This is a genomic window from Saccharospirillum mangrovi, from assembly GCF_003367315.1.
In the GTDB taxonomy this organism is placed as follows: domain Bacteria; phylum Pseudomonadota; class Gammaproteobacteria; order Pseudomonadales; family Natronospirillaceae; genus Saccharospirillum; species Saccharospirillum mangrovi.
Genome location: NZ_CP031415.1, coordinates 2,416,232 through 2,429,535, shown reverse-complemented (window position 1 = coordinate 2,429,535; position 13,304 = coordinate 2,416,232). Strand labels below are relative to the sequence as shown.

General features: G+C 57.9%; 11 protein-coding genes. 9 read left to right on the top strand and 2 right to left on the bottom strand.

Translation table 11 applies throughout. The features are described 5' to 3' along the window. Positions 1 to 2 precede the first annotated feature (2 nt). The 6 genes from ispG to DW349_RS11600 all read left to right on the top strand — a co-directional run bounded on the left by ispG (position 3) and on the right by DW349_RS11600 (position 6,706). Positions 3 to 1,121 carry a flavodoxin-dependent (E)-4-hydroxy-3-methylbut-2-enyl-diphosphate synthase gene (ispG, locus tag DW349_RS11625; RefSeq protein WP_108125325.1) on the top strand — a complete coding sequence of 373 codons (1,119 nt, stop codon included), beginning with the start codon at positions 3 to 5 and terminating at the stop codon, positions 1,119 to 1,121. Positions 1,122 to 1,186: 65 nt separating this feature from the next. Next, a complete protein-coding gene (gene hisS, locus DW349_RS11620; RefSeq protein WP_232819308.1) occupies positions 1,187 to 2,440 on the top strand; it encodes a histidine--tRNA ligase in 1,254 nt (417 codons plus the stop codon). A 76-nt stretch (positions 2,441 to 2,516) separates the two neighbouring features. Continuing rightward, positions 2,517 to 3,152 (top strand): YfgM family protein, encoded by a 636-nt coding sequence (locus DW349_RS11615; RefSeq protein ID WP_108125163.1) that lies wholly within the window; start codon positions 2,517 to 2,519, stop codon positions 3,150 to 3,152. Continuing rightward, a complete protein-coding gene (bamB, locus tag DW349_RS11610) occupies positions 3,152 to 4,318 on the top strand; it encodes an outer membrane protein assembly factor BamB (RefSeq protein WP_108125164.1) in 1,167 nt (388 codons plus the stop codon). The genes DW349_RS11615 and bamB overlap by 1 nt, the downstream gene beginning before the upstream one ends. Further along, positions 4,318 to 5,721: a ribosome biogenesis GTPase Der gene (der, locus tag DW349_RS11605; protein ID WP_108125165.1), complete on the top strand. Its 1,404-nt coding sequence runs from the start codon at positions 4,318 to 4,320 to the stop codon at positions 5,719 to 5,721. Before bamB ends, der begins: the two co-directional genes overlap by 1 nt. Positions 5,722 to 5,833: 112 nt before the next feature. Further along, on the top strand, positions 5,834 to 6,706 hold the full coding sequence (locus DW349_RS11600; protein ID WP_108125166.1) for an AraC family transcriptional regulator: 873 nt from the start codon (positions 5,834 to 5,836) through the stop codon (positions 6,704 to 6,706). Positions 6,707 to 6,716: 10 nt separating this feature from the next. Here DW349_RS11600 and xseA read toward each other — a convergent pair whose 3' ends face one another. Then, on the bottom strand, positions 6,717 to 8,069 hold the full coding sequence (gene xseA, locus DW349_RS11595; RefSeq protein WP_108125167.1) for an exodeoxyribonuclease VII large subunit: 1,353 nt from the start codon (positions 8,067 to 8,069) through the stop codon (positions 6,717 to 6,719). A gap of 280 nt (positions 8,070 to 8,349) precedes the next feature. On the opposite strand from xseA, the gene guaB reads away from it, so the two are divergent. Both guaB and guaA read left to right on the top strand, forming a co-directional pair. Beyond that, entirely contained in the window at positions 8,350 to 9,819 is a 1,470-nt protein-coding gene (gene guaB / locus DW349_RS11590) for an IMP dehydrogenase (RefSeq protein WP_108125168.1), read from the top strand. 145 nt (positions 9,820 to 9,964) lie between these two features. Further along, positions 9,965 to 11,554, top strand: coding sequence for a glutamine-hydrolyzing GMP synthase (guaA, locus tag DW349_RS11585; protein WP_108125169.1), 1,590 nt, complete (start codon positions 9,965 to 9,967; stop codon positions 11,552 to 11,554). 104 nt (positions 11,555 to 11,658) lie between these two features. Here the strand turns inward: guaA and DW349_RS11580 are convergent, their stop codons facing one another. Next, positions 11,659 to 12,549, bottom strand: coding sequence for a LysR family transcriptional regulator (locus tag DW349_RS11580; protein WP_108125170.1), 891 nt, complete (start codon positions 12,547 to 12,549; stop codon positions 11,659 to 11,661). Positions 12,550 to 12,668: 119 nt separating this feature from the next. Here DW349_RS11580 and DW349_RS11575 point away from each other — a divergent pair, with 119 nt between their 5' ends. Next, on the top strand, positions 12,669 to 13,304 hold the full coding sequence (locus tag DW349_RS11575) for a glutathione S-transferase family protein (protein ID WP_108125171.1): 636 nt from the start codon (positions 12,669 to 12,671) through the stop codon (positions 13,302 to 13,304).

Here is a 13,304-nt window from a genome sequence, read left to right as displayed (position 1 = left end):
ACATGAACAAACGCCATCAAAGCCCGATCAAGCGTCGCGTCTCACGCAAGATTTGGGTCGGCTCGGTGCCGGTCGGTGGCGATGCGCCGATCTCGGTGCAGAGCATGACCAACACCGAAACCCGCGATGTCGATGCCACCGTTGCGCAGATTGAACGCATTGTCGCCGCCGGTGCCGACATCGTGCGCGTGTCCGTGCCGTCGATGGATGCCGCCGAAGCCTTCGGCAAAATTCGTCAGCGCGTCAACGTGCCTTTGGTCGCCGACATCCATTTTGATTACAAAATTGCATTGCGCGTGGCTGAACTTGGCGTCGATTGCTTGCGCATTAACCCCGGCAACATCGGTCGCGAAGACCGCGTACGCGCTGTGGTGCAGTCGGCCAAAGACAAAGGCATCCCGATTCGCATCGGCGTTAATGCCGGCTCACTGAGCAAAGATCTGCAACGCAAATACGGCGAGCCGACGCCGGAAGCGCTGGTCGAATCAGCGCTGACCAATATCGATATTTTGGATCGACTGGATTTCCACGAATTCAAATTGAGCCTGAAAGCGTCCGACGTTTTCATGGCCGTCGCGGCTTATCGGTTGATCGCCAATCAGATCGAACAACCGTTGCATTTGGGCATCACCGAAGCGGGCGGTTTGCGTTCCGGTACCGTCAAATCGGCGGTTGGTCTGGGCATGCTGTTGATGGATGGCATCGGCGATACGCTGCGCATTTCGCTGGCGGCCGATCCGGTGGAAGAAGTGAAAGTCGGCTTCGATATTCTGAAGAGCCTGCGGCTGCGTTCCAAAGGCATTAACTTCATCGCTTGCCCGTCCTGTTCGCGCCAGAACTTCGATGTGATCGGCACGATGAACGCGTTGGAATCGCGTCTGGATGACATCACCACACCGCTCGATGTGGCGGTGATCGGTTGCATTGTGAACGGCCCGGGCGAAGCCAAAGAAGCCGATATTGGTCTGACCGGTGGCACGCCGCAGCATTTGATCTACGTCGATGGCGAAAAAGACCACAAGGTCGGCCATGACAATCTGGTCGATCATTACGAACAACTGATCCGCAAAAAAGTGGCGGAAAAAGAAGCGCTCGAAGCGAATTTAATCGCCAAGGATTGATGCATCCGGCGCGCTGTTTTTGATTAGGAGACTATGAGTTGTCGACACTGCAAGCCATTCGAGGCATGAACGACATCCTGCCGGACGCCAGTCCCGTCTGGCAGTATCTGGAAGCGCAGGTGCGCGCGGTGCTGGATCAATACGGTTACCGCGAAATCCGCATGCCGGTGGTGGAACCGACGGCTCTGTTCAAACGCGGTGTTGGTGAACACACCGACATCGTTGAAAAAGAAATGTACACCTTCGAAGATCGCGGCGGCGACAGCCTGACGCTGCGCCCGGAAGGCACTGCCGGCTGCGTGCGTGCCGCCATGCAACACGGCCTGCTGCACAATCAGGTACAGCGGCTGTGGTACGCCGGTCCGATGTTCCGTTACGAGCGGCCGCAAAAAGGTCGCTATCGCCAGTTCCACCAAATCGGTGCCGAAACCTTTGGTATGGCGAGTGCCGACATCGACGCCGAATTGATCGTTTTGACGGCGCGTCTGCTCAGCAACCTGGGTTTGAGTGAGCACGTCACCTTGCATCTGAATACGCTCGGCAGCAGTGAAGCGCGCGCCGAATATCGCAATGCGCTGGTGGCGTATCTGGAAGGCGTGGCCGATCAGCTCGATGAAGACAGCAAAAAGCGTCTGCATACGAATCCGTTGCGCATTCTTGATTCGAAAAGTGACACCACCCAGCAATTGCTCAACGACGCGCCGGTGTTCGACGACTTCCTCGACGCCGAATCGCGTGAGCATTTCCAGCAATTGTGCGCCTTGCTCGATGGCGCCGGTGTGAGTTACGTGATCAATCCGCGCCTGGTACGCGGTCTCGATTATTACTCGCGCACCGTCTTCGAATGGATCACCGACAGCCTGGGTGCGCAGGGCACTGTCTGCGGCGGTGGTCGCTACGACGGTCTGGTGCCGCAATTGGGCGGCAAGGAAACCCCGGCGGCTGGTTTCGCCTTGGGCGTCGAACGACTGATTCTGTTGCTGGAAACGCTTGAAAAGATTCCGTCGAGCGTCTTTGCAACCCTGGATGCCTACTTTATTCTGGCCGGCGATTCGGCCACGCGCGAAGGCTTCAAGCTGGCCGAGCGACTGCGCAGCGAGATTCCGGGTTTGCGTCTGCAATTGAATTGCGGTGGCGGCTCGTTTAAGAGCCAGATGAAGAAAGCCGACAAATCCGGCGCGCCCCTGGCGTTGATTCTGGGTGACGACGAAGTAGCGCAACAGCAATTGACGATCAAACCGCTGCGCGATGATCGCGAACAAGTTCAATGCGGTTTTGATGCCGCAACCAGTCAGCTGCGCACTTTGCTGGCTGGCTGAATAGTCCATAACTTTTCCATGACAAGAAAGCCTTCGGCCATGATCGAAGGACGCCTCTGACAGCAGGAGTGACAAGGTGTACGACACAGAACAGGAACAGATTGAAGCGATCAAAAAGTGGTGGTCGTTGTACGGCAACTACCTGATTGGCGGTGTTCTGGTGGCCCTGGTGGCCTTTTTCAGCTGGACCTTCTACAAGAATGCGGTGCAGTCCAAACTCGAAGCGGCGTCTGCGCTGTATGACGACCTGATGAGTGCTGTCGAAAACGACGACATTGATACCGTCAACGCCCGCATCGACAACCTGAAGAGCGATTACAGCGACACCGTTTACGGCGTCTACGCCGGCTTGCAAGCGGCCAAGCAGGCCGTCGATGGCGGCGATCTGGTAACCGCTGCGCAGGAACTGGAGTGGGCGCTGGATAACGCCGACGACAGCCTGGTGCCGGTGGTGCGTCTGCGTCTGGCGCGCGTGCACGTAGCGGCGTCGAATTACGAGGCGGCGCTGGCGCAGTTGGACGCCATCGATCAAGACGGTTTTGAAGTACCCAGCCTGGAACTGCGTGGCGATATTCTGCTGGCCCAGGGCGATGCCGATGCTGCTCGCGCAGCGTACGAAGCGGCGTTTGAAGAAGCCGGCCAGCAAGGCGTCAACTCGCCGTATCTGGAAATGAAACTGAACGATCTGGCGATCGAAACGGACGCAGGCTGATGACCACTGTTTGGCAAAAGGCCGCCATCGTTGTGGCGCTGGTTGGTCTGCTGACTGGCTGCGCCGGTGGTACCTTGCGCGAAGCCCCGGCACCGCTGCCGGAAGAAATACCGCACCTGGCCGATCTGCGCATCGACTGGTGGCAAATGCTGGAAGATAACTACACCGAGATGCCGTTCAGTCGCATCGCGCCGGTAGTGACCGAACGCGGTATTTTGACCGCCTCGGCATTGGGCGAAGTGGCGTTGTTGAATGAATCCGGCAAGTTCGTCTGGCGACGTCAATTGGCAGAACAGATCACCGCGCCGCTGGCGGCCGACGAACGCCACATGGCGATTGTCACCGGCAACGGCGAATTGAAACTGTTCGATTGGAACGGCCGCGAAATCTGGTCCACCAGCATCGCATCGCTGGCAACCGAAGCGCCGTTGCTGCTCGAAGACCGGCTGATTCTGCAAACCATGGATGGCCGTGTGATGGCGCTGGAGCGTAACACCGGCCGGCCGTTGTGGGTCTATCAGGACGCCGAACCGGAACTGACCATCACCGGCACCGCCCGGCCAATGTTGGTGAACGACCTCGTCGTCACCGGCCTGGCGAATGGCAAGCTGGTCGGTCTGAGCCTGAACGATGGCTCGCCCGCCTGGGAATACCGCATCGCCCGTGCGCAAGGCAAAACCGACGTCAGCCGACTGGTTGATGTCGATGCCAGCGTTACGCGCGTCGGCGACTATTTGCTGGCGGCCGGTTATCAGGGCGACATGCTGGTACTCGACGCCGCCTCTGGTCAGGTGTTGGCCAACCAGCCGCTGTCGACCTATCGCGCCATCGTGGCGGGTGAGCATTACTGGTACGCCGTGGACGATCAAAGCCATGTACTGGCGCTCGACCCGCGCAGTCTGGCGGTGGTCTGGACGCAGGAACAATTCACCTATCGCCGTCTGAGCCAGGTGTTGCCGTGGAAAGACACCTTGGCGGTGTCCGATGCCGCCGGCTATGTTCATCTGCTCGACGCTGAAACTGGCGAATGGCTGGCGACGCGCGGCGTCGACTGGACCGGTGCTAGCACCGCACCCGTTGCGCTCGGCGACGACTACATTTTGCAGCAAGGCAATTCGTCGCGAATCAAGCGGCTGTCGTTCCGCCGCATCGCTGAGGCCCGTTAATGATCCCGGTTATCGCTCTGGTCGGTCGCCCCAACGTGGGCAAATCGACCTTGTTCAACCGCTTCACCCGCTCGCGCGATGCGTTGGTTGCCGACTGGGCCGGTCTGACCCGTGACCGCAAATACGGTGACGGCAAACTGGATGATCGGTCGTTTATCGTCATCGACACCGGCGGCATCAGCGGTTTCGAAGAAGGCCTGGACGAACAGATGGCCAAGCAAAGTCTGGCGGCCATCGACGAAGCCGATGTGGTGTTGTTTATCACCGACGCCCAGGCGGGCGTAACGGCGGCCGACAACCACATCGCTCAGCATCTGCGTAAAACCGGCAAGCCGGTGCATCTGGTGGTCAACAAGACCGACGGCCTGGATACCGACGTCGTTATTGGCGATTTCCACGAACTCGGTCTGGGTGTTGAGCCGCGACCGATTGCCGCCGCGCACAACCGTGGCGTGCGCTCACTGCTCGAAGACGTGCTGGCGGAATTCCCCGAAGACGACGATCCGCTGGCGAACGAAGACACGGATGACAACATCCGTCTGGCGATTGTTGGCCGACCGAACGTCGGCAAATCGACACTGGTCAACCGCATGCTCGGCGAAGAGCGCGTGGTGGTGTACGACCACCCCGGCACGACCATGGATTCGATCTACATTCCTTATGAGCGCGACGATCAGGCTTACACACTGATCGACACCGCCGGAGTGCGTCGCCGTAAAAGCATTTCCGAAGCGGTGGAAAAGTTCTCCATCGTCAAAACCCTGCAAGCGATTCAGGACGCCAATGTCGTCATTCTGGTGATCGACGCGCGCGATGGTCTGGTCGAGCAAGACATGCACATGCTTGGGTTCGTGCTGGAATCGGGCCGTGCTTTGGTCGTCGCCATCAACAAGTGGGACGGTCTTGGTCAGGAGCAAAAAGAGAAAGTTAAGGAAAGCATTGAACGTCGCTTGCCGTTTCTGGATTGGGCCGACATTCATTTTATTTCGGCGCTGCACGGCACCAACGTCGGCCATCTGTATCAGTCGGTGAACCAGGCCTATGCCTCGGCGCGGGGCAAGTGGAGCACCAATCAGCTGACCAACATTCTCAAGGGTGTCACCGAACTGCATCAGCCGCCGATGGTGCGCGGCCGCCGCATCAAGCCGCGTTATGCACACCAGGGCGGGTCCAACCCACCGGTGATTGTGGTGCACGGCAATCAGCTCAACGAATTGCCGGGCAGCTACAAACGCTATCTGGAAAACGCCTTCCGCAAGGCGTTAAAAGTTCGCGGCACGCCGATTCGGTTTGAGTTTGTTGTCGGTGAAAACCCCTACGCCAACAAGGCGAACGCGCGTCCGGGTGTGCGTAAGAGTCGCGAACACGCCGCCAAAGGGCGAGGGCCGCAACGCCGTCGTTGAACAAAAAAGCCGTCACTGTGACGGCTTTTTTTCGCGCGCAAAAAGCGCAACTTGGATCAAGCTGAGCTGGGGCCAGGGCCGTACAGTGGCTATCGCCAGGGGGAGATTCCAAATGAGCCAAGTGCGGCAACGTTACGACGAGCGATTTCAACGCGTTCTGGATTACATCGACAGCCATCTCGACGAGCCACTCGACTTGAACCGACTGAGCGATGTCGCCTGCTGTTCCAAATTCCACTTCCAACGCCAGTTTGCATACTACTACGGCATCAGCCTGTATCAGTTTGTGCAGTGGTTGCGCTTGCGCCGCGCCAGTTTCCAACTGGTGTATCGCACCGACCGCTCGATTCTGGACATTGCCTTGGAGGCAGGATTTGGCAGTGCCGAAGCGTTTTCGCGCGCTTTTAAACGCTGCTTTGAACAAAGCCCGAGTGACTTTCGCGCCGCGCCCAATGGAACCACCTGGCGACAACTCCAAACTTTGTCGAGGACTCGCCCTATGAAACTGGGACAACACCATGCCGATGTTCGTGTCATTGATTTTCCGGCCACACCCATTGCCGTGTTAACACATCGCGGTCCGGAACCGGATCTGCATCTCAGCATTCGTCGTTTTATTGAATGGCGTAAAGCCCATGGCGTGACGCCGAGCGTCAGCCGGACCTTTAACATCGTTTATGAAGACCCGGCTTTGATTCCGCCGGAAGACTACCGCATGGATCTGGCGGCCTCGATCAAAGGCCCGGTGGCGGACAACGACGCCGGCGTCGTTGCCAGCGAGCTGCCTGCGGGTCGTTGCGCCGTACTGAGACATCACGGTTCGACCGATAATCTGATCGATACGGTGCGTTTTCTGTATGGTGAATGGCTGCCGAACAGTGGCGAAGAGGTGCGGAATTTTCCGATCTTTTTTGAGCGCCTGAGTTTATTCCCCGACCTGCCCGAAACCGAGCAGCAGACCGACGTCTTTTTACCGCTGGTTTAATCGAACGACGTCAGTCGTCTTTATCCGCCGCTTCAATCTGTTCTACCCGACTGACGATTTTGCCCGAGCGCAACAAGGTGGTGATGCGTTGCCCGGCGCTGACATCGTCGGCGCGTTGCACCACGGTGTTGTGTTCGTCGCGGGTGATGCTGTAGCCGCGCTCCAGTGTATTCAACGGCGACAAGGCGTTGAGACGGCGGGCGAGGGAGCCGAGCTGCTGACGGCGCGGCGGCAGTTGTTGTTGCGCCAGACGACGCAGTTGTTTATCGAGTTGTTCCAATCGACGCCGGTCGCTGTTGAGCTGGGCAATCGGGCTGGCGCGACGCAAGCGAGCGGTTAACGTCTGGAAATTCTGGTTACGGCTGTGCTGGCTGGCTTTCAAAGCGCGCAGCAAGCGACCGGCACGTTCATCGAGCCGTTGTTGCCATTCGCGCAGCAAGCCACCGGGGTCGCGTAGTCGCTGGCGGGCGTGCAGCAGACGGCGGCGGTCGGCTTGCAGGCGTTGGTCCAGTCCGCGTGCCAAACGCGCGCGTTGGTTGATCAATAAACGGCGAATATCATTCTGATCCGGGCTGATCAGTTCGGCCGCTTGCGACGGCGTGGCGGCGCGCACATCGGCGACAAAATCGCTGATCGATACATCCACTTCGTGACCGACGGCCGAGACAATCGGCAGCCGCGACGCAAAAATCGCTCGCGCCACGGCTTCTTCATTGAACGACCACAAATCTTCCAGCGAACCGCCGCCACGACCGACGATCAGCGCATCGACCTGGTTCAGTCGGTTGGCGGTTTCGATGGCCGTCACAATCTGCCCCGGCGCTTCGTCGCCTTGAACAGCGACCGGATAGAGGATCACGGCCATGGCCGGGAAGCGGCGTTTGAGCACCGTTAAAATGTCGTGCAAGGCGGCGCCGGTGCGGGAAGTCACCACGCCGACGGTGCGGATGTGTTCTGGCAGCGGCTGCTTGTGTTCCGGGGCGAACAGGCCTTCTTTTTCCAGCCGTTCTTTAAGCTGAAAGAACGCCTGTTGCAGTGCACCTTCGCCGTCCGGCTGCATCGACGAGACGATGATCTGATAGTCGCCGCGGCCTTCGTACAGGCTGACCCGGCCACGCACAATCACCTGATCGCCTTCTTTCGGCCGATAGCTGGAACGTTCAAGGCTGGAACGGAACATGGCGCAACGCACCTGAGCGTTGCCGTCTTTCAAGGTGAAATACAGATGGCCGGACGCCGGCCGCGCCACGTTCGACAGCTCACCCGACACCGGCACCGCCGGATACTGATGTTCCAGCAGAAACTTAACCTGACGGTTTAATTGGCTGACGGTGAGGGGGCTTTGAGGGTCTGAAATTGCCATCTAATACAGTGCCTGGGATCAGTGTCTGGATGGGGCTCTTGATTGAACTCTCGATCAAACTCTCGTTCAAACACCGAACCGGCCCAGGTGGCACTTGCCCGGATGGGCCAAGGAAACGGCTGCCGTTACATTTGCGTGGCCCGCAAAAGGGCAGCGTATATAAACGCGCGATTTGAGCATAAAACTTTGCTCGAAGTCAAAACTGGTTATAATGCCGCGCCAACTCAGGTTATCGCCTCTTTGCGGTCACCTCTTTCCCACTTTTCCCGGAGGGAAGTCCATGTTGCGCATCGCCCAGAACGCTCTCACCTTTGATGATGTCTTGCTTGTGCCTGGCTATTCCGAAGTCCTGCCCAAAGACGTCACACTCAAGACCCAACTGACCCGACACATTGCCCTGAACATTCCGTTGATGTCCGCCGCCATGGACACCGTGACCGAAGCTCGCCTTGCCATCGCCATGGCGCAGGAAGGCGGCATCGGCATCATTCACAAAAGCATGGGCATCGAACAGCAGGCGCAACAGGTGCGGCTGGTGAAGAAATTCGAAGCGGGCGTAGTGCGTGATCCGATCACTATTCAGAAATCCGCCACGGTGCGCGAACTGCTGATGTTGACCCGCGAAAACAACATTTCCGGTGTGCCAGTGATGGACGGCGACGATCTGGTCGGCATCGTCACCAGCCGCGACGTGCGCTTTGAGAAAAATCTGGATGCGCTGATCGAAACCGTGATGACCGGCCGCGACAAGCTGGTCACCGTTAAAGAAGGTGTCGCACCGGAAGAAGTGCGCGATCTGCTGCACGTTCACCGCATCGAAAAAGTTCTGGTCGTTGACGACAGCTTCCGCCTGCGCGGTCTGATGACTGTCAAAGACATTAACAAAGCCCAGGCCTATCCGAGCGCCTGCAAAGACAGTGATGGCCGCCTGCGCGTTGGCGCCGCCGTCGGTACCGGCCCGGAAACGCCGGACCGTGTGGATGCGCTGGTGCGCGCCGGCGTCGATGTCATCGTTGTCGACACCGCTCACGGCCATTCCAAAGGTGTGGTCGATCGGGTGCGCTGGGTGAAACAGAATTACCCGCAGGTCGATGTGATCGGCGGAAACATCGCCACCGCGGCGGCGGCGTTGGACCTGGCCGAAGCCGGTGCCGACGGCGTAAAAGTCGGTATTGGCCCAGGTTCGATTTGCACCACCCGCATCGTCGCCGGTGTTGGTGTGCCGCAAATTTCGGCGGTGGCCGATGTGGCTGGCGCACTGGCCGACAAAGGCATTCCGGTGATCGCCGACGGCGGCATTCGGTTCTCTGGCGACATCGCCAAAGCCATCGTTGCCGGTGCGTCAGTCATCATGGCCGGTTCCATGTTTGCCGGTACCGATGAGTCGCCGGGCGAAGTTGAATTGTTCCAGGGCCGTGCCTACAAGAGCTATCGCGGCATGGGTTCGCTCGGTGCCATGGGTCAGACTCAGGGTTCGTCCGACCGTTACTTCCAGACTGTGGAAAGCGGCGTCGAAAAACTGGTGCCGGAAGGCATTGAAGGTCGCATCAACGTGAAAGGCCCGCTGCATGCAGTGGTGCATCAATTGATGGGCGGCCTGCGCGCATCGATGGGTTACACCGGCTGCCGCACCATTGAAGAGATGCGCACCAAACCGGAATTTGTGCAGATCACCGCTGCGGGCATAAAAGAAAGCCACGTGCACGATGTGCAGATTACCAAGGAAGCGCCCAACTACCGTCTGGCCTAAGATGGTTGAGCGTTATCCGACACCGGCTGCGGCCGGTGTCTTTGTTTTATCGGCGCCGTGATGGTGGCCGACCGAATCGTCAGTCGGAGCGAAAACACCCGCGCCGACACAACCGTTTTATTCGTCTGACTGCTGGAACGCCGCCATGACTCAACTTGATATTCACGCCCAGAAGATTCTGATCCTCGACTTCGGTTCGCAATACACCCAATTGATTGCGCGTCGTGTGCGCGAAATTGGCGTTTACTGTGAAATTCACACCTACGAAATGACCGCCGACGAGATCGACGCATTCAATCCGCACGGCATTATTTTGTCCGGCGGTCCTGAGTCGGTTCATGCTGAGAATTCACCGCGCGCGCCACAACGGGTATTCGATTTCGGCGTTCCGGTATTGGGCATCTGCTACGGCATGCAAACCATGGCCGAACAGTTGGGCGGCTCGGTCATCGGTTCGAAAGAACAGGAATTCGGCTACGCCGAAGTGCAGATCGATAACGCTGGCAAACTGCTCGACGGTTTCAGCGACCGCAATCTTGATGGTAAGAGTGACGGCAAGGCAATTCTCGATGTCTGGATGAGCCACGGCGATAAAGTCAGTGCCATGCCCGAAGGCTTCCAATTGATGGCGTCCACGCCGTCGTGCCCCATCGCCGCCATGTCGGATGACAGCCGTCGTTTTTACGGCATCCAGTTCCACCCGGAAGTGACTCATACGTTAAAAGGTCTGGAAATTCTGGAGCGTTTTACTCGCACCATCTGTGGCTGCGACGCCCTTTGGACAGCCGCCAACATCATCGAAGACATGACCGCGCGCGTACGCGAACAAGTCGGTAACCGCAAAGTTCTGTTGGGTTTGTCGGGTGGTGTCGATTCGTCAGTGGTGGCTGCGCTGTTGCATCAAGCCGTTGGCGACCAGTTGGTGTGTGTGTTCGTCGATAACGGTTTGTTGCGCAAAGGCGAAGGCGACCAAGTAATGGATACCTTTGCTGAACACATGGGCGTCAAAGTCATCCGCGCCAACGCCGAAGAGCGCTTTTTAAATGCGCTCAAAGGTGAAGCAGACCCGGAGAAAAAACGCAAAATTATCGGCCATCAATTTATTGAAGTCTTCGATGAAGAAGCGACTAAATTGCAAGATGTCGACTTCCTTGCTCAGGGCACCATTTACCCAGACGTCATCGAATCCGCCGCGTCCAAAACCGGCAAGGCACACGTCATTAAATCGCACCATAATGTCGGTGGTTTGCCGGATGATATGAAGCTGGAACTGGTCGAACCATTGCGCGAATTGTTCAAAGACGAAGTGCGCAAAATCGGCCTCGAACTCGGCTTGCCTTTCGACATGGTTTACCGCCATCCGTTCCCCGGTCCGGGTTTGGGCGTGCGCATTCTCGGCGAAGTGAAAAAGGAATACGCCGACCTGCTGCGTGAAGCCGACGCTATCTTTATCGAAGAACTGCACAAGGCCGACTGGTACCACAAAGTCTCCCAGGCGTTCGCGGTATTCCTGCCGGTGCGTTCGGTCGGCGTGGTCGGCGATGGCCGCCGTTACGAATGGGTGATAGCGGTACGCGCGGTCGAAACCATCGACTTTATGACCGCCCGCTGGGCGCATCTGCCGTATGAATTACTGGGCCGTGTATCGAGCCGCATCATCAATGAGATCAGCGGCGTGTCGCGCGTTACCTACGATATTTCCGGCAAGCCGCCGGCGACGATTGAGTGGGAATAAGGTGAAACGGGCGGTGCAACGCCGCCCTTAACATCGCCTGATTGTTGGCAGTATTTCCACCACCGCAACTGCGAATATTTTCCTCCGTCGATACAACCTCTGGCTTATTGTTCCGTCTCCCGTTTCAGCAGTTTTTCGACAAAATCGGCGAAGGCCCGCGCCTTGGTGCTGGCAAGCCTGCCGGTGGGAAATACTGCCCAGAGATCAATGGGAGCAAGTGACCAGTCTTCTAGCACACGAACAACGGTGCCGTTGGCAAGTTCGGGTGCAAACATCCAGTCGGAATTGATCGTCAGCCCTATGTGAGCCAGCACTGCCGCACGAATACCCTCGGCGGCGCCGAGGCGCACCCGGCCGTTAACGGTAATCGATGTTTCCGTGCCATTGCGGTTGAAGGTCCAGTGGTTGGTCAGTTGGTTGTAGATAACCGCTTCGTGGCTGGCAAGGTCGGCCGGCGTTCTTGGTATGCCTGCCTGTGACAGATAGCTGGGTGTGGCGATAACCGACCGTTTGCCGCGTGCAAGACGCCGCGCCACAGCGCTGGAATCGGCAAGCTTACCGATGCGCAATGCTATGTCGATGCCTTCTGCCACCAAGTCAATTACCCGGTCATCCATAACCACATCAATGCTCAGTTCCGGGTGCAGTGCCAAAAATTCCGGCAGGTGGGGGATGATCAGCAGGCGTGTGAACGTTGTTGTCGCCGAAATTCTGAGGCGCCCCAAAAGCCCCGCACCTTCCCCCCGGGCCGCTTCTTCTGCGTCGTCGGCTTCACGAATGGCCGCCCGTGCCCTTTCATAGAAACGCAAGCCGGCATCGGTCGGTGTCAGTCCGTGTGTCGAACGAACCAGCAAACGCACCTGCAACCGGTCTTCCAATTGCGCGATGGTTTTGGAAACAGCGGGCTGACCAACTCCGATTTGACGAGCCGCTCCTGAAAAAGATCCCGTTTCTACCACCCGTACAAACACATTCATTGCCTGAAATCTGTCCATATCATTCCTTTATGGAATAACCAATATTGCTTTTTCCAGTCTGCCATGACTTCTGAGGAATGGATATAACTGTCCCCGCTTACAAACAACCCAGACAGTGATGTCGAAGGAGTTCACAGATGATTGAAGTCTACGCATTTGCCACCCCGAACAGCGTCAAGGTTCCGATTGCGTTGGAAGAGATGGGCCTGGCCTACGACCTGAAACCGGTCAATGTCCGCAACAACGAACAGCAACAGGCGTCGTTTCTGGCGCTCAACCCCAATGGCAAGGTGCCGGTGTTGGTGGATCGGGAGGCTGACGATGCTCCGTTAGTCGTTACTGAAAGTGCCGCCATTCTGGTTTATCTCGCGGAGAAAACCGGGCAGTTGCTGCCGAAGGATTACCCCGCGCGAGCCCCGGTTTTCGAGCAACTGTTTTTTCACGCCTCTGGCTTAAGTCCGGCGCTGGGTAATGCCGGCTTTTTCAAACGTTATGCCGCCGAACCACAGCCGATTGCCGAAGCGCGTTTTTCCGGCGAAGCCGAACGCCTGCTGACGTTGCTCGATGGCCGGCTGGCAACACAGCCGTTCGTCGCCGGTGACAACTTTACTATCGCCGACATCGTTCACTTCGGTTGGCTGTGGCGACGCGCCTTTGCCGAGGTGACGTTGGACGACAAGCCCAACCTGTCGCGCTGGTATGACGAAATCGCAACGCGCCCGGCGGTGGTTCGAGCCATTGCCCGAGTCGAGGCACTGATTCCAAAAAGCTGA